The sequence below is a fragment of the Amycolatopsis sp. NPDC051371 genome, assembly GCF_040682155.1.
Lineage (GTDB): Bacteria > Actinomycetota > Actinomycetes > Mycobacteriales > Pseudonocardiaceae > Amycolatopsis.
Genome location: NZ_JBFBAG010000002.1, coordinates 28,674 through 45,331 on the forward strand (window position 1 = coordinate 28,674; position 16,658 = coordinate 45,331).

Consider the following 16,658-nt stretch of genomic DNA (forward strand, 5'->3'; position numbering starts at 1 on the left):
GAATGACTCATTCGGGACGTGCGAAGCCCCCGATGAGTCATTCGCGACACCGGTTTCGTCAGGAATGCGCCCGCGGATAGGTCCGCCGCTCGCCGACCCGCCCGTCCTTCGTGTGGATGAAATGGGCCGTCCCGCGCTTGATGGCCAGTTTCCGGCCCGCCGCGACCGCGTCGGACTTCGTTTCGGCGCTGCCGGACGCCCGCGCGTTGCCGACGACCTTGTTCTTCCACGTCGAACCGTCGTGGAACGTCTCGACATCGCCGTCGGCCGGTTCGAGCCCGGGCGCCTCGGAAGGGGCGTACGTGCCGTAGAGCGCCGGGTCGGGCTTCGGCGCGGTGCCCGGCCCGCCGAGCGGTTCCGGGTCCATGAGGTAGTCGATGCCCGCGTCGGTGGTCCAGCTGCTGCCCTTGGCGCCGTCGGGGCCGTCGGAGAGGTGCCAGATGGTCTTGTTGTGCGTCTGGTCTTCCTCGTCGAACAGGGCGTTGGGCGCGATGTCTTCCTCGAGGCCGTCGGCCTTCAGCTCTTCGATGGCGGCGAGCCACTGCTTCTGGTGGACGGTGTCGCGGGCGAGGTTGAACTTCAGCATTGCCTTGACGCCGGGGTCGTCGGTCATGTTGTAGAGCCGGGCGGTCTGCAGGCGGCCCTGCGCTTCGGCCGCGACGTTCGCGCGGAAGTCGGCCAGCAGGTTGCCGGAGGCGACGATGAACTTGCCGTTCCAGGGGTAGCCGTTGCTGTCGGCGGGCAGGGCGCCGCCGCCGGCGACGATGGCCTGCTGCGGGTCCATCCCGCCGATGACCGCGGCCATCACCGGGTCCTTGACCGCTTCGGCGGTGGCGGTCGCCGGGGCGCCTTCCAACAGCCGCGCGACCATGGTGGCGAGCATTTCGACGTGCCCGATCTCCTCGGTCGCGGTGTCCATGATGAGGTCCTTGTACTTGCCTTCGACCCGGCAGTTCCAGCCTTGGAACAGGTACTGCATCGTCACGGTCATCTCGCCGTAAGCGCCGCCGATGAGCTCCTGGAGCTTGTGGGCGTAGACGGGATCGGGCTTTTCGGGCTTGGCTTCGAACTGCAGCAGCTTCGTGTGACGGAACAAGGTCGTCTCCCTTCCGGTCCGCCCGGGTTCCCCCGATCGGCCCCGGCAATCGGAAAATCCGTCGTTTGAGTGTTCGCGAACCGGATATCCGATGCGGAAGCACTCACCAGGAGGTGGTCGCGGTGCTCGCCCGGCACAATTCCGTCTGGTTGGTTCCCCCGCACAGCTCGAGCACCGCGGCATCCGTCGTCGGCGTCCTCGACGGGACGACCTATCCACGGCTGCGCGACAGCCTGCTCGAATTCGCCGCCGAATCCGAGAACGGCGTGCTCGTCGACGTCGAGCGCCTCGCCCTCCGCGACCCCGAGCTGGTCCGGGTGTTCTCGCTGGTCGCCCTGCTGGTCGGCGACTGGCCCGCCGTCCCCTTCGCGCTCGTGACCGGACGACCCGAGCAGCGGGCGGTGCTGGCCGGCCGGAGCGTGCCCGTGTACGCCGACGCCGCCACGGCCGAAGCCGCGCTGCGGCGCCCGGCCCGGAAGAAGGCCGGGCGCGTGCTGGTCCGGTCTTCGCGCACCTCGTCGTGCGCCCGCGAATTCGTCAGGGACACTTGTGCCGAATGGCGGGTGCCCGAGCTGGCCGAGGACGCCGAGCTGGTCGCGAACGAGCTCGTCGAGAACGTCCTGCGGCACACGGATTCGGTGCCCCGCTTGCGGATGGAGCTGCGCCGCGGACGCTTGGCCGTCGAGGTGACCGACGAGAGCCCGCGCCCCGCCGTCGTCCGCGAAGGGCTGGATCTGACCGAGACGGGGCTCGGGCTGCGGATGGTCGCCAAGGTCGCGAAGACCTGGGGGAGCAGCCGGTGCCGCTCCGGCGGCAAGACCGTGTGGGCCGTACTGGCCCGGCGCTGAGGTCCGCGTCACGTCGGGGAACACCGCGCTATCCCCTGCGTTGTAACGGGTACAGACTCCCGCCCCGCTCGCAGGTACACCCCCAGCCTTCGCCGAGCGGGGCGGGTCTTCGTCTACTGTGGACGTTTGACCCGCGGCCGGAAGTCGCGCTCGGTCTCGACGTCGCCCTCCGGGGTGTGGACGACGTGGGCGACGTGCCGCTTCTTCGCGATCAGCCGACCGGTCAGCACGGCGTCGGTGCGCCGCGGAGACGTGTTGGAAGCCCGGCTGCCGCCTTCGACGCGGTTCTTCCAAAGCCCGTCTTCGAAGTAGGTGTGCACGTCACCCTCGGCCACGACGACCGCCTCCGTCCGCCAGCGTCAGAACCCAGCGGGTGCCCGGGGACGGACCGGACAAACGTTCAGGTCAGGCCGAGCACCCGGACGGCGTTGTCCTTGAGGATCAGCGGCCGCACTTCCTCCTTGATGTCGAGGGCGGCGAAGTCGGCGAGCCAGCGGTCCGGGGTGATCACCGGGAAGTCCGAGCCGAACAGCACCTTGCGCTTGAGCAGCGAGTTCGCCGCGCGGACCAGCTGCGGCGGGAAGTACTTCGGCGACCAGCCGGACAGGTCGATGTACACGTTCGCCTTGTGCGTCGCGACCGAGATCGCCTCGTCCTGCCACGGCACCGACGGGTGCGCCAGGATGATCGTCAGCCCCGGGAAGTCGGCGGCGACGTCGTCGAGCAGCATCGGGTTCGAGTAGCGCAGCTTGATGCCGTGCCCGCCCGGCAGCCCGGCGCCGATGCCCGTCTGCCCGGTGTGGAACAGCGCCGGGACACCCAGCTCCTGGATGGCCTCGTAGAGCGGGTAGAACCGGACGTCGTTCGGCTCGAACGCCTGCAGGCTGGGGTGGAACTTGAAACCGCGCACCCCGTGGTCGCCGACCAGCCGGCGCGCGCGGTGCACGGCGGCCTTCCCGGCGTGCGGGTCCACCGAGCCGAACGGGATGAGCACGTCGGCGTGCTCGGCGGCCGCGTCGGCGATCTCCTCGCTCGAGAGCGCGGGGTGCCCGGTGGCGGCCGGCGCCTCGACCGTGAAGACGACCGCGGCCATGTTCCGCGCCCGGTAGTGCTCGGCGATCGAGGCCACCGTCGGGGTGCGGTCCTGGTCGGCGCGGAAGTACTTCGCCGACGCGTCCAGCAGCTCCTGGTCGAGGGCGAAGCAGCCGTGCCCGTCCTGTTCGACGTGGGTGTGGACGTCGATGGCGGTCAGTGCGGAAAGGTCCACGGGAGCTCCAGGTTCAGGGCAGGTCGGGCTGCGCGGCCTTGGCGGCCAGCAGGGTGTCGAGGACGGCGTCGCGGGCGGCGACGAGAGCACGGTCGTCGGTGCCGGCCAGTTCGGCGTCGACGCCGGCGACGAGCTTGTCGGCCAGCTCCGGGGTCAGGTGGACGCGGCCGAGGTCGCGCCACCACTCTTCGGTGGGCGGGCCGAGGTGGGCCAGGACGTGCGCGAGGCCGCCCGCGCCGCCGGAGAGGTGCTGGTTGAGGAACGGCCCGAGCACGGCCCAGCGCAGGCCGGGCCCGCACGCGATCGCCGTGTCGATGTCGGCGACCGTCGCGACACCGCGTTCGACCAGCGAATACGCCTCCTGCCACAGCGCGGCCTGGAGCCGGTTCGCGACGTGTCCGGGCAGCTCGCGCGACAACCGGATCGGTCGCTTCCCGACCGAGGTGTAGAACTCCACGGCCCGGTCGACGACCTCGGGCGCGGTGTCGCGGCCGGGCACGACCTCGACGAGGGGGATCAGGTGCGGCGGGTTGAACGGGTGCCCGATGACGACCCGCTCGGGATGGCGCGGGCAGCCACGGGCGATGGCGCTGGGCAGCAGCCCGGACGAGCTGCTCGCCAGGATCACGTCGGGCCGCGCGGCCTCGTCGAGGACGGCGAACAGCGCGTGCTTGACGTCCTCGCGCTCAGGACCGTTCTCCTGGACGAAATCCGCGACGGCGGCCGCTTCGCCGGCGTCGGCGACGAACCGCAGCCGATCGATCGCCGCGCCGTCCGGCGGCAGGATGGCGGCGACGTCGGTGCGGAGCCGCTCCTCGGCGCCGGGTGCCGGATCGGTCGCGACGACGTCGAGGCCGTGGGCGAGGAACAGCCCCGCCCAGCTCGCGCCGATCACGCCGGTGCCGACGACCGCGACGGTGCTCATGCGAGCGTCCCGAAGTGGTCCAGGGCCGTGGGATCGGCCAGCACGTCCCGGCCGACGACGTCTTCGACGCGGGCGCCGCTCAGGAGTTTCTTCACGGGCAGCTCCAGTTTCTTCCCGGTGCGGTTGCGGGGGATCACCGGGACGGCGGTGATCGTGTCCGGCACGTGCCGCGGCGACAGCGCGCTCTTCAACGCCGTCGCGATCTTCTGGCGCAGCGGTGCGTCCAAGGTGCCGTCCCGGAGCACGACGTAGAGGCGGAGGTCGCCGTTGCCGCCGGCGGGGTCCTCGAGGTGCACGACGAGCGAGTCGTCGACCTCCGGCAGCTCCTCGACGACGGCGTAGAACTCGGCGGTGCCGAGCCGGACGCCGCCGCGGTTGAGGGTGGCGTCGGAGCGCCCGGCGATGACGCAGCTCCCTTCGGGGCCGAACCGGATCCAGTCGCCGTGCCGCCAGACGCCCGGATAGGTGTCGAAGTACGTGTCGCGGTAGCGCGAACCCGTGTCGTCGCCCCAGAATCCGACCGGCATCGACGGCATCGGCGCGGTGATGACCAGCTCGCCCAGCTCGCCGACGACTTCGGCGCCGTGCTCGTCGAACGCCTTCGCGTCGACCCCGAGGCACGGCCCGGAGATCTCGCCGGCGAGCACGGGCTGCAGTGGACCGCCCTGGACGATCCCGCTGCAGACGTCGGTGCCGCCGCTGCCGACGTTGAGCAGCACCTCGGGGCCGAAGACGTCCCGCACCCAGTGGTAGCCCTCGGCCGGCAACGGACTCCCTGCGGCACCGATCTGCCGCAGCGCGCTGAGGTCGAACTCGGACGCCGGGTCGAGGCCCGCCTTCCGGCACGCCATCAGGAAGCCCGGGCTCGCCCCCATCAGCGTCGCGCGGGTCTCGGCGGCCAGGCGCCACTGCCACGCCAGGTCCGGGTGCAGCGGGTTGCCGTCGACCAGCACGATCGACGCGCCGGTGAGCAGGCCCGAGACCAGCGCGTTCCACATCATCCAGGCGGTGGTGGAGAACCACAGGATCCGGTCGCCGGGGCGCAGGTCCCAGCTGAGGCCGTGGTTCTTCAGGTGTTCCAGCAGGATCCCGCCGTGGCCGTGCACGATCGCCTTCGGCTTGCCGGTGGTGCCGGAGGAGAACAGCACGCACAGCGGGTGCGCGAAGCCGACCGGCTCGAACCCGGGCACGCACGCCTTCGGGGGTTCCGGGTGGCGGAGCCCCCGGCTCGGGCCGGAGGCCCGGATGTCACTGCTCTCGGTGAGCAGGTCGCTCCAGGGGAGCGCGTCGGGGAGGTCGTGGTCGCCGTAGGGCACGTGGACGACGTGCTCGACGGTCGGCAGGCCGGCGCGGATCTCGGCGACTTCGGCGCGGCGGTCGACGTCCTTGGCGCCGTAGCGGTAGCCGGCCACGGTCAGCAGCACCCGGGGCTCGATCTGGCCGAAGCGGTCGACCACCGAGCGGGCGCCGAACTCGGGCGCGCAGGACGCCCAGACCGCGCCGAGGCTCGCGGTCGCCAGGTAGGCGACGACGGTTTCGGGGATGTTCGGCAGGTACGCCACGACGCGGTCGCCGCGTCCGACGCCGAGCCGGGCCAGGCCCGCGCGGGCCCTCGCGACCTGGTCGCGCAGCTCGCCCCACGTCAGCTCGGTGCGTTCGCGGGTCTGGGAGTACGCGATGACGGCGACGTCGTCCGCCGGGCCGCCGAGGGCGTGCTCGGCGTAGTTGAGGGTCGCGCCGGGGAACCACTCGGTGCCGGGCATCCGCGGGTCCGGCACGACACTGCGGGCGGGGGAGTGGAAGCGGACGCCGAAGAAGTCCTTGATCGACGACCAGAAGCCGTCGAGGTCGGTCACCGACCAGCGGTGCAGCGCGGCGTAGTCGTCGAACGCGTGGCCGCGGGAGGCCAGCCACCCGAGGTACCGGCCGATCTCGGTGGTTTCGCGGACGTCGGGCGCGACCGGGCGCAGGATCATCGGCCGACCTTCCCAGCGCGCTTGTCCAGGAACGCCTGCATCCGTTCCTTGGCCTCGGCGCTGCCGCTCGCGACGGCGGCCATCAGCGACTCCATCAGGTAGCCCTCGGCCGGGTTGGCCTCGGCGATGCGGGGAAGGGCCTGCAGGACGGCGAAGTTCGTGATCGGGGAGTTCGCGGCGATCTTGCGGGCCAGGCCGAGCGCGTGCTCGAGACCGTTTTCGACGCGGTAGTGCGACAGCCCGGCCGCGTGGCCCTCGTCGGCGTCGAGGACACGACCGGTGAGCATCATGTCGGCCATCCGGCTCGCGCCGATCAGCCGCGGCACCCGCACCGAAGCGCCGCCGCCGACGAACAGGCCGCGCTGGCCCTCCGGCAGCGCGTAGAACGCCGAGGGCTCGGCGACGCGGATGTGCGCGGCCGCCGCGAGCTCCAGGCCGCCGCCGACGACCGCGCCGCGGAGCACGGCGACGACCGGGACGCGCCCGCGTTCGAGCCGCTCGAAGGCGCGGTGCCACATCATCGAGTGCTCCAGGCCTTCGAACGCGTCACGCTCGGTGAGCTCGGAAAGGTCGAGCCCGGCGGAGAAGTGCTCGCCCACGGCGTCGAGCACGACGGCCTTGATCCCGCGCGGCGGGGCGCCGAAGAACGTTTCGATGCCGAGCACGGTGGCGTCGTCGAGGGCGTTGCGCTTCTCGGGGCGCGCCAGCCGCAGCACGGCGACGTCGTCGAGCAGTTCCAGGCGCAGTGAAGAGGGCAGGAGCGGGATCGTCATGCGGGTCCGTTCGGGAAGGATGCGGCGGCTCGCGCGCGGAGCTCGACGCGGCGGATCTTGCCGGTGGCGTTGACCGGCAGGGCTTCGGTGAACTGCACGTACTTGGGCACCTTGAAGCGGGCGAGGTGCTGTCCGAGGTGGGCGCGGAAGGCGGCTTCGTCGAGCCGGGCGCCGGCGCGGCGGACGACGAAGGCGGCGCCGACCTCGCCCCAGCGCTCGTCGGGCACTCCCACGACGGCGCACGCGTCGACCTCGTCGAGCCGGACCGCGACCGCCTCGATCTCGGCGGGGTAGACGTTCTCGCCGCCGGAAATGATCATGTCCTTGACGCGGTCGACGACGTGCGCCCAGCCGTCGTCGTCGACGCGGACGACGTCGCCGGTGCGGAACCAGTCGCCGTCGACGAAGCTCGCCGCCGATTCCCCGGGCCGGTTCCAGTAGCCGCCGAACACGTGCGGGCCGCGCACCAGCAGCTCGGCGGGCGTCTCGCCGAGCGGCTCGGGCGTCTGATCGGGGCCGAGGCCGGCGACGTCGGTGAAGAAGTGGGGCACGCCCGCGGCGACGGGGTGGTCGAGCGTGCCCTCGTGGGTGGCCATCGAGACCCCCGGCGAGGCTTCGGTCATGCCGTAACCCTGAAGGAGTTTCACGCCGCGGTCGAGCCACGCGCGGGCGACGCGTTCGGCGACCGGCGAGCCGCCGTAGAGCACGCAGGTCAGCGAGCCGAGGTCCGTGCGGTCCCAGTCCTCGTGGCGGCACAGCATTTCCAGCATGGTGGGGACCGCGGAGAAGCTCGTGATCCCGGCCTCGCCGATCCGGCCGAGGATCGCGCCCGGGTCGAACTTCGCCACCGGCTCCACGCTGCCGCCCTTGAACAGCGTCGGCAGCGTGATCTGGCCCAGCCCGACGCAGTGGAACAGCGGCGCGATGCACAGCGCCTTGTCGGTGCCCAGGACGTCGAGGTGGGCGAGCTGGTTGACGGTGTTGAACGTGAGGTTCCCGTGGGTGAGGACCGCCGCCTTCGGCCGGCCGGTGGTGCCGGAGGTGTAGAGCAGCAGACACGGGTCTTCGAGCCGGACCGCGGTGGGTGATGGGTCGGCGGCGGCGGCGATTTCGGCCTCGAAGCCGAGCCCGCCCGCCGGGCAGGACGCGGGGTCGGTCGCGACGACGTGCCGGAGGGTCGCCGGCAGCGGCCAGGCCAGCAGCTCGTCGGTGTCCGGGCTGTGCACCAGCACCGACGCGCCGCTGTCCTCGAGCATGTAGCGGATCTCGGCGGGGGAGAGGCGGTAGTTGAGCGGCACGAAGAGCGCGCCCAGGCGGGCGGTGGCGAAGAGCGTCTCGAAGACGGTGACGTCGTTGACGCCGAGGTAGGCCACGCGGTCGCCCGGGCGCACGCCGAGCCGGGCGAGCGCGCCGGCCAGCCGTTCGACGCGCTCGGCGAGCCCCGCGTAGGTGCGCGTGCGGCCGGGCTGCACCAGCGCGGTGCGGCCGGGGGAGATCCGGGCCCGGCGCGCGGGCCAGCTGCCGAGGCCGAAGTCGGCCGGGCCGTGCGGCGATCGGGTCACGCCGGGCACCTCCGTGCTCTATATCAGGAACCCTGAGACTCCATCGAGTCTGACCGTCACCCGCACGGGCTGTCAAGGGCGCAGGCCCCGAGTGCCGGGTTTTGGTACGGACGCCGGGAAGACGCGCTTTCGGCGGACACCGGGCGAGTGGCATTTCGGCCGTTGGCGGGGTTGCGCCGTTTGGATCAAGTACTAGGCTGCGTAGGTGCGGTTCAGGAGCAGCCGCCCCCTCTCCCGACTTGCCGGCGTTCGAGCGGGCAGTGGACACCGCTCGGCACGCCATCCGCGACTGAAGGCGTACACAAGATGTTAGTCGTGCAGCACCCCGCGACGGCGATCCCCATGGCGTCGCCGTCCCCCCTCATCGAACGAAGCGCGTTCGACATCAAGGTGATCCGGCCGTACTTCGGCGCGGTCATGGTCCGGATCCGCGGCGCGCTCGAGGAGGACAGCGCCGCCGAGCTCGCCTCGGTCCTGGCCACGTGGGCGCACCGGAAGTTCCCGGTCCTGGTGCTCGACCTGTCCGAGGTCGACTTCCTGGACTCGGCCGGGCTGTCGGTGCTCGCCGACATCCACGTCCGGACGGTCCGCGAGAGCACCACGCTGCGGATCGTCACCGGCAACAACCGCGTCGTGCGCCGGGCGCTGGCCGGGAGCGGCCTCGACCACGCGCTGAACGTGTGCCAGCTGCCGTCGGGCTGGGAACGGGCGACCGAGATCCCGAACTAGCGGGCCGTCCGGTACCCGCGGAACAGGACGTCGTTCTTCGGGATCCCGGCCCGCACCCGGTGCAGCCGCCGCGAGGCCCGACTCGCCGACCACCCAGACGTGGTCGGCGCGGGCAGATCGTGCGGCGGCCAGTGAGGCTGCCCGGGAACGGCCCGCCGGCCTGCCCTGAGCCGACTTCGGTGTCTTGAATGACTCATTCAGGTCTTCGGAGGTCCTGAATGACTCATTCAAGACCTTTGCCGTCGGCCGAGCCGCTGGCCTGCCCTGAGCCGGCTCAGGCGCGGAAGTACGCGCGGAACGTCGTGCCGTGGTCGCCGGTGTGCAGGCGGACCAGGTCGGCCAGGTAGTTGACCATCAGCAGCCCGCGGCCCCGGTGCTGCTCCGGCGTCGCCGGCCGGCGGCCCGCCAGGGGATCGGCCAGGGTGCCGCCGTCGTGGACCTCGCAGACGAACTCGCCGGCCGCGCTCCACAGCCGGACCGTGCCCGTCCCGCCGCCGTGCTCGACGCAGTTGGTCAGCAGCTCCGTGACGACCACCTGGACGTCGGCCACCTGGTCGGCGCTCAGCCCGGCGGCGGCCGCCTGGACGTGGGCCAGCGCGCGGGCCTGCACGAGGTCCGTCGTGTCCGGCAGTGCGATCACGCCATCGGGTGCCGGTGGAAGCGGCCGGTTGTACCGCGAGATGACGTCGTCGGGTGCGTACGCGGTACTGGGGCGCCGGCCCGCGCTGTCGATCAGGACCGGGTGCGTGGCTTCGGCGTCGGCGAGCGCGGCCGGGTCGAGGCGCGAGACGTCGTACGGGCAGAGGATCGTCAGGTCCCGGCCGGTGAAGGCCAGGTTGATGAGCGCTTCGTGCTGCACGCACGCCGGGTACTCGACGTCCGAGCGCTCCGCCCAGATCGGTTCGCCGATGATCCGCACCGGACCGTCCGGGTGGGCGTCGGCGAAGGCCCGCAGCACGCGGGGGATGATCCGGCCGGGGTTGCGGCCCGCGTCGGTCATGTCCAGCAGGCGGACGTTTTCGGCGTCCGCGCCGAGCTCCCGGCGCAGCAGCTCGAGGTTCCGGCCCGGCACGGCGACGGCGACCGGCTCGCCGGCAGCGAGCCCGCTCCACACGAATGGCACGGTTCCGGCCAGGTATTCGGCGTCGTCGCGGTAGAACAGGGCGGGGTGCACGAAGGGATCCGCAGGCGCGCTCAAGTTGTCTCCTCCATGGCCGAGGACCCCTCCAGTATGCGCGAACCGCGTCACCGGTTCGGCGGAACCCCGTCAGGCGAGCCGCTGGGCCGCTTCGAGCAGCATGGCGTGGACGAACGCCTGGGGGAGGTTCCCCCGCAGCTGCCGTTGCCGCACGTCGTACTCCTCGGCGAGCAACCCCGGCGGTCCGCACGCCGCCCGGTTGCGTTCGAACCAGCGGAACGCCTCGGTCCGCTCGCCCTGGTGCCGGCACGCGAGCGCCATCGTGAACCCGCACAGCAGGAACGCGCCTTCGGCCTCGCCGAGGGGCCGTCCGTCCGGGGCGAAGCGGTAGACGTAACCGTCCTCGGTGAGGTTCTCGCGGACCGCCGCGAGCGTCGCGCGGGTGCGCGGGTCGTCGGCGGGCAGGGCGCCGCGCACCGGGGGCAGCAGCAGCGCTGCGTCGGTCCCGGCGTGGTCCGGGCTGCGCTTCCAGAAGCCTCGCGCGTCGAGGCAGCGGGACGTCGTCTCCGCGAGCAGCTTGTCCGCGAGGCCGGCCAGCTCCGCCCCGCGGTGCGCCGGCACTTCGCGGGCCAGCGCGTGCAGGCCGGCGACGCACGCGAGCCGCGAATGGGTCCACCACGCGTCGTCCAGCTCCCAGACCCCCGCTTCCGGCTGATCCCAGCGTTCGGTGATCAGCCGGACGACGACCTCGGACGCCCGCTCGACGTCGCCGTCCAGCCGGCCGTGGCGGGCGGCGGCCGCGTGCAGCTGCAGCAGCTCGCCCAGCGCGTCCAGCTGGAATTGGTGGGCGACGTGGTTGCCGACGACGTCCGCGCCGCCGGGGTAGCCGGGCAGCTTCAACGTCGTTTCGTCCGGCGGCGGGCTGCCGTCGGTGCGGTAGGCGGGCAGGAGCCGGTCGCCGTGGTCGAGGACGCGGGCGGTGCTGAACCGCAGCGCGTCGTCGAGCAGGGCGTGGGGCTCGACGACGGACGCCGCGAGCCCGGCGTAGCACTGGTCGCGCAGCCACACGTACCGGTAGTCGTAGTTGCGGCCGGCCTCCGACCGTTCCGGCAGGCCCAGCGTCGCCGCGGCGACCATGCCGCCCCCAGCGGTGGTCAGGCCGCGCAGGACCGCGTAGGCGTGGCGCGCGTCGCGCGGCGCCACGGTGTGCTCCAGCTCGGGAACCGCGCTGTGCCAAGCGTGTTCGGTCGCCTGCCACAGCCGTCCGGCGTCGGCCGGGTCCGGCAGGCGGCGATCGCTGATCTCGAGGACGAGGTCGTGCCGCCCGCCGGCCGGGACGGCCAGCTCGAAGCCCAGCCCGTCCTCGCCTTCCACCGCGTCGCCGGCGCCGGACCACCGGACCCGCAGGTCGCCGGTGCGGCCGGTCCACGTGCCGTCGTCGTCACGCCGCAGCTCGCGCAGCGACCGGCGGCCGAAGCCGTCGGCCGGCTTCAGCCGGACGCGCAGCCGGACGTCCCGCTCGACGGCCTCGACGCGGCGCAGCAGCACGACGCGGTGCGGATCCCCGGGGTAGGCCAGGGCGTCCCGGCATTCGACGGCGGTCGAGGTCGTCACCCAGCGACTGCGCCAGATCAGGGTGCCGGGCTCGTAGAAGCCGCCCCAGACGTGCGGCTCGGCCGGGCTCACGAGGTAGCTCCCGGTCCCGCCGATCAGCGACGACAGCACCGCGCTGTCGGACCACCCGGGTGCGCAGAGCCAGGCGATGTCGCCGCGCGGGCCGCACAGCGCACCGCGCTCGCCGTCGGCGAGCAGCGCGTACTCCCGCAGGATGTGCGGGGCGAGCCCGGTCATGACCGGGCTCGGCGCCACACCGCCAGCGCCGTCGCCGCCAGGGCGCTCCCGCCGGCGGCCAGCAGGCTGTGGTGCTTGCTCGCCCACAGCTGGAAGCTGCGCGGGGTGGACTCGGCGTCGAACTCGCCGTGAGCGCCGTAGTCTCGCGAGCGGTCGGCGGGGGCCCACAGATTCGACGGCTGGTCGGCGGGTTTCGCCTCGCCGGTCTGCTGGGACTTGAAGCCCGTCTTCGCGAGGTAGCGGTCGAGGATCCCGGGCGCGACGGCGTTCGCGATGAGCGTGCCGACGGTGCTGCCGCCGACCCAGTATTCGCGCCGGCGCGGGTGGTCGGCGGCGTACAGCACGGCCTTGGCGGCGACCTCCGGCTGGTAGATCGGGGGCACCGGCTGCGCGTGGTCCGGCAGCTTCGAGCGCACCCACGAGAACTGCGGCGTGTTGACCGCCGGCATCTGCACCATCGTCGTCCGGACGCGGCTGCCGTCGTGCAGGAGCTCGCAGCGCACTGATTCGTTGAACCCCTGGATGGCGTGCTTCGCGCCGCAGTACGCGCTCTGCAACGGGATTCCGCGGTAGGCGAGGGCCGAACCGACCTGCACGATCGTGCCGCGGTCGCGGGCCTTCATCCGGCGCAGGGCGGCCAGGGTCCCGTGCACGTAGCCGAGGTAGCTGACCTCGGTGACGCGGCGGAACTCGTCGGGTTCGATCTCGTCGAAGGGCGCGAACACCGACGTGAACGCGACGTTGACCCACACGTCGATCGGGCCGAGCTCCTTTTCGACCCGCTCGGCGGCGGCCTCGACCTGGTCGAAGTCGGCGACGTCGGTGGGGATTTCGAGTGCGGTCCCGCCGCCGCGGGTGATGTCCTCGGCGGCGGCGTGCAGGCCTGCTTCGCCGCGGGCCAGCAGCGCGACGCGGGCTTCGCGGGCGCCGAACGCCCGGGCGACGGCGCGGCCGATCCCGCCGCTCGCGCCGGTCACGACGACGACCTGGGTGGTGCCGGACATGATTACCTCCGTTCTCCGTTGCCGGGTAAACGTCTTGAATGAGTCATTCAGGTCTTCCCGCGTCCTGAACGACTCATTCAGGACGTTTGGTGGGGTGGGGCCGGGCCGCGCGCGCCCAGGCGGCCGCGACGACCGCGTTCGCGAGCGCCGCCGCCCGCCAGCGGGGGGACACCGCGGCCAGGCCGAGCATGCTCACGCTGTGCGCGACGTCGGCGGTCCAGCCCCAGCGCGCGACGACACCGTCCGGCCGCCGCAGGGTGGCCCCGGCCTGCGCGAGGTGGCGCGCGGCGAGGGCGAGAGCGACCTTTCGGGGGACCGGGAGGATCCGGGACACGACGAGCACTCCGCCCGTCCACACGAGCCGGGCCCGGGCGACCCGCTTCGCTCCCGCAGCCGGGTAAGCCTCGATCCCGCGCGTCATCGGACTGCCCGCCGGAGAGCCACGGCGAGCCCCGCGGCGGCAGCGAGTGCGGCGACCCGAGCCGCTCGCTTCCGCCGCGGCACCTCGGCCGGGGTGTCGAGCCCACCGGCCAGCAGCTCGGCCAGGTGCACGCCTTCCCTGCCGCCGCTGTCGAGCTGGTGCAGCTGCGTCCGGCAGCTGAAGCCGTCGGCCAGCACCGCCGTGTCCGGCGCGGCCTCGCGGACGCGGGGGAGCAGGACGCGCTCGGCGCACGCCTCGGAGACGTCGAGGTGCCCCTTTTCGAAGCCGAAGTTGCCGGCCAGGCCGCAACAGCCGGAGTCGAGGTGCTCGGCGTCGACGCCGGCCGCCTCCAGCAGCTTCCGGTCGGCGTCCCAGCCCAGCACCGCGTGCTGGTGGCAGTGCACCTGCGCGATCGCCTTCGCGTCGAGCTGTGGCGGCCGGTAGCCGGGGGAGTGCTCGGTGAGCAGCTCGGCGAGGGTGACGGTCTGCGCGCGCAGCCGCCGGACGTCCTGGTCGCCCGGGAACAGCTCGGGCGCGTCGGAGCGGAACACCGCCGTGCAGCTGGGTTCCAGGCCCACGACGAGCCCGCCCTCGTGCAGGTGCGGGGCCAGCGCCCGGACCGTGCGGGCCAGGATGTGCTTGGCGGTGCCGAGCTGGCCGGTGGAGATCCAGGTGAGCCCGCAGCACAGGGCCGCGGACGGCATGGTCACCCGCCACCCCGCGTCTTCCATCACCCGGACCGCGGCCTGCCCGACGTGCGGGTGGAACGAGTTGGTGAACGTGTCCGGCCACAGCAGCACCGTGCCGCGGGCGCCGCTGCCGGCCGTCCCGCGCCGCGCGAACCACTGCTGCAGCGTCTCCCTGGCGAACAACGGAACTTCACGGTTTTCGACGCCGGCCGCGAGGGTCGCCAGTCGCGACAGCCCGGGTGCGTGCGTCAGGGCGTTGACGAGCCGGCCGGCCCGTAGCCGGCCCACGGCCCGCGCGAACGCCGGCAGCCAGCCCATCGTGAAGTCCGACCGCGGTCGCCGCCACGGCCGGCCCGCGTAGTGGTGGGAGAGGAACTCCGCCTTGTAGGTCGCCATGTCCACATTGGCCGGACAGTCGGTCTTGCACCCCTTGCAGGACAGGCAGAGATCGAGCGCGTCACGGACTTCGGTGGAGCGCCAGCCGTCGCCGACGGGGCTGTCGCCGTGCCCGTCCAGCATCTCGAACAGCAGCCGCGCCCGCCCGCGCGTCGAGTGCTCCTCCTCGCCGGTCACCTGGTACGACGGGCACATGACCTGGCCACCACTGGTGGTGTGCTGGCGGCACCGGCCGACGCCGACGCAGCGGTTGGCGGCCTGGGCGAACGAGCCGCCGTCGTGGGGGAAGCGGAAGTGCAGGCCCTGCGGGTCGGCCGGCGTCCAGTCGCTGCCGAGACGCAGGTGTTCGTCGAGCCGCGCGGGCGCGACGACCTTGCCGGGGTTCATCCGGTTGCCGGGGTCGAAGACGGCCTTGAGCCGGCCGAACGCGGTCACGATGTCGTCGCCGAACATCTTCGGCAGCAGTTCGCCGCGCGACTGCCCGTCGCCGTGCTCGCCGGAGAACGAGCCGCCCATCGACGCGACGAGGTCGGCCGCGCGCTCCATGAACCGCCGGTAGGTGGCGACGCCGTCGGCGGTGTAGAGGTCGAACGGGATCCGCGTGTGCACGCATCCCTGACCGAAGTGGCCGTAGAGGCTCGGGCCGGTGTCGCTCGCGTAGCCGAACTCCTCGTACAGCGCGGTCAGCTTCCGCAGGTACTCGCCGAGCCGCTCGGGCGCGACCGCGGAGTCCTCCCAGCCTTCGAACGTGTCGGCTTTGCCCGGCACGTGCGCGGTGGCGCCGAGCCCGGCTTCGCGGACCTGCCAGAGCTCGTTCTCGCGGGCGGGGTCGTCCAGGAACTCGACGTCGGCTTCGTGTTCGGTGTCGTGCAGGGCGTCGAGCATCTTGTGGGCCTGACGCTCGGCTTCGTCGTGCGTCGACGCGGCGAACTGGACCATCAGGAACGCGCGGCCTTCCGGCATCTCGTCCAGCGCCTGCGGGTTCATGTCCTTGATCTGCTGGTCGCGGATCAGCTTGTGGTCGACGCCTTCCAGGGCGACCGGCTCGTGCGGGAGGATCGCGGGCACGGCGTCGGCGGCCTTCGCGATGCCGGGGTAGCCCAGCACGACGAGCGTCCGCTCGGGCAGCACCGGCACCAGCTCCAGCTCGGCCCGCAGCACGGTGACCAAAGTGGACTCACTGCCGACGAGCAGCCCGGCGACGTCGAAGTCGTGCTCCGGCAGCAAGGAATCGAGGTTGTAGCCCGACACGCGCCGCGGGATGTCCGGGAACCGGCGGCGGATCTCGTCGGCGTACTCGTCGCGCAACCGCCGCAGCTGCCGGTAGATCGCCGCGCGCGGGTCGCCGTGGCGCTCGATCCCGGCGTACTCCTCGTCGGTCGTCTCACCGCACCAGAAGCGGGTGCCGTCGTAGGTGACGACCTCCAGCCGCGCGATGTTGTCGACCACCTTGCCGGTCCGCTGGGCCGTGGCGCCGCAGGAGTTGTTGCCGATCATGCCGCCGAGCGTGCAGTTCATGTGCGTCGCCGGTTCCGGCCCGAACCGGAGGCCGGTGTCGGCGAGCCGCCGGTTCAGCACGTCGAGCACGATGCCGGGCTGCACCACGCAGGTGCGGGCGTCCGCGTCGACGGACTCCACTTCGGTGCAGTACTTCGAAAAGTCGAGCACCACGGCCGTGTTGGTGCACTGGCCGGCGAGGCTGGTCCCGCCGCCGCGGGAGAGCACCGGCGCGCCGAACTCCCGGGCCACCGCGATCGCCGCCACGGCCTCGTCCGGGGTGCGCGGCACGACGACGCCGATCGGGACCTGGCGGAAGTTCGACGCGTCGGTCGAATACGCCGCGCGCGTCCCGCGGTCGAAGCGCACCTCGCCGTCCACCCGCTCACGCAGGGCCGCGGCGAGCGCGTCGACGTCGAGGTCTTCGTGGTCCGCGTGGCGCACCACGGGGTCGGGAAGCTGGACGGCTCCCATCGCGGATCCTCC

The 16,658-nt window shown here is 72.5% G+C and carries 13 protein-coding genes and 2 pseudogenes; 2 read left to right on the plus strand and 13 right to left on the minus strand.

Features of this window, described 5'->3' with window-relative positions; genetic code table 11:
* Positions 1-58 precede the first annotated feature (58 nt).
* Both AB0M59_RS02325 and AB0M59_RS02330 read right to left on the minus strand, forming a co-directional pair.
* Positions 59-232: pseudogene (locus AB0M59_RS02325) on the minus strand (DUF2188 domain-containing protein); the annotation flags it as partial.
* 57 nt (positions 233-289) lie between these two features.
* Positions 290-1,096: pseudogene (locus AB0M59_RS02330) on the minus strand (manganese catalase family protein); the annotation flags it as partial.
* Positions 1,097-1,218: 122 nt separating this feature from the next.
* Between AB0M59_RS02330 and AB0M59_RS02335 the strand changes: the two are divergent.
* On the plus strand, positions 1,219-1,944 hold the full coding sequence (locus tag AB0M59_RS02335; protein ID WP_364607205.1) for an ATP-binding protein: 726 nt from the start codon (positions 1,219-1,221) through the stop codon (positions 1,942-1,944).
* A 113-nt stretch (positions 1,945-2,057) separates the two neighbouring features.
* On the opposite strand, the gene AB0M59_RS02340 is transcribed toward AB0M59_RS02335, so the two are convergent.
* The 6 genes from AB0M59_RS02340 to AB0M59_RS02365 form a co-directional block, all read right to left on the minus strand.
* On the minus strand, positions 2,058-2,279 hold the full coding sequence (locus AB0M59_RS02340) for a DUF2188 domain-containing protein (RefSeq protein WP_364607208.1): 222 nt from the start codon (positions 2,277-2,279) through the stop codon (positions 2,058-2,060).
* Between the two features lie 65 nt (positions 2,280-2,344).
* Positions 2,345-3,211 carry a 4-hydroxyphenyl-beta-ketoacyl-CoA hydrolase gene (gene couO, locus AB0M59_RS02345; RefSeq protein ID WP_364607211.1) on the minus strand — a complete coding sequence of 289 codons (867 nt, stop codon included), beginning with the start codon at positions 3,209-3,211 and terminating at the stop codon, positions 2,345-2,347.
* Positions 3,212-3,224: 13 nt separating this feature from the next.
* Entirely contained in the window at positions 3,225-4,136 is a 912-nt protein-coding gene (locus AB0M59_RS02350; RefSeq protein WP_364607214.1) for a 3-hydroxyacyl-CoA dehydrogenase NAD-binding domain-containing protein, read from the minus strand.
* Entirely contained in the window at positions 4,133-6,112 is a 1,980-nt protein-coding gene (locus AB0M59_RS02355) for an acetoacetate--CoA ligase (RefSeq protein WP_364607217.1), read from the minus strand. Before AB0M59_RS02355 ends, AB0M59_RS02350 begins: the two co-directional genes overlap by 4 nt.
* The gene (locus AB0M59_RS02360; protein WP_364607220.1) at positions 6,109-6,885 is read right to left on the minus strand and encodes a crotonase/enoyl-CoA hydratase family protein; all 777 of its coding nucleotides are present in this window, start codon (positions 6,883-6,885) and stop codon (positions 6,109-6,111) included. The genes AB0M59_RS02355 and AB0M59_RS02360 overlap by 4 nt, the downstream gene beginning before the upstream one ends.
* Positions 6,882-8,447 carry a long-chain fatty acid--CoA ligase gene (locus tag AB0M59_RS02365; RefSeq protein ID WP_364607222.1) on the minus strand — a complete coding sequence of 522 codons (1,566 nt, stop codon included), beginning with the start codon at positions 8,445-8,447 and terminating at the stop codon, positions 6,882-6,884. The genes AB0M59_RS02360 and AB0M59_RS02365 overlap by 4 nt, the downstream gene beginning before the upstream one ends.
* Positions 8,448-8,753: 306 nt before the next feature.
* On the opposite strand from AB0M59_RS02365, the gene AB0M59_RS02370 reads away from it, so the two are divergent.
* Positions 8,754-9,176 carry an STAS domain-containing protein gene (locus AB0M59_RS02370; RefSeq protein WP_364607225.1) on the plus strand — a complete coding sequence of 141 codons (423 nt, stop codon included), beginning with the start codon at positions 8,754-8,756 and terminating at the stop codon, positions 9,174-9,176.
* A 274-nt stretch (positions 9,177-9,450) separates the two neighbouring features.
* Here the strand turns inward: AB0M59_RS02370 and AB0M59_RS02375 are convergent, their stop codons facing one another.
* From AB0M59_RS02375 to AB0M59_RS02395, 5 genes are all read right to left on the minus strand, one after another.
* Positions 9,451-10,374, minus strand: a complete 924-nt coding sequence (locus AB0M59_RS02375; protein WP_364607228.1) for an anti-sigma factor RsbA family regulatory protein — start codon at positions 10,372-10,374, stop codon at positions 9,451-9,453.
* A 69-nt stretch (positions 10,375-10,443) separates the two neighbouring features.
* Positions 10,444-12,165, minus strand: coding sequence for a glycoside hydrolase family 15 protein (locus AB0M59_RS02380; protein ID WP_364607231.1), 1,722 nt, complete (start codon positions 12,163-12,165; stop codon positions 10,444-10,446).
* The gene (locus tag AB0M59_RS02385; protein ID WP_364607234.1) at positions 12,162-13,169 is read right to left on the minus strand and encodes an SDR family oxidoreductase; all 1,008 of its coding nucleotides are present in this window, start codon (positions 13,167-13,169) and stop codon (positions 12,162-12,164) included. Before AB0M59_RS02385 ends, AB0M59_RS02380 begins: the two co-directional genes overlap by 4 nt.
* 73 nt (positions 13,170-13,242) lie before the next feature.
* Complete coding sequence (locus AB0M59_RS02390; RefSeq protein WP_364607237.1) at positions 13,243-13,590, minus strand: hypothetical protein; 348 nt, start codon at positions 13,588-13,590, stop codon at positions 13,243-13,245.
* The gene (locus AB0M59_RS02395; RefSeq protein WP_364607240.1) at positions 13,587-16,646 is read right to left on the minus strand and encodes an FAD-binding and (Fe-S)-binding domain-containing protein; all 3,060 of its coding nucleotides are present in this window, start codon (positions 16,644-16,646) and stop codon (positions 13,587-13,589) included. The genes AB0M59_RS02390 and AB0M59_RS02395 overlap by 4 nt, the downstream gene beginning before the upstream one ends.
* Positions 16,647-16,658: the final 12 nt, after the last annotated feature.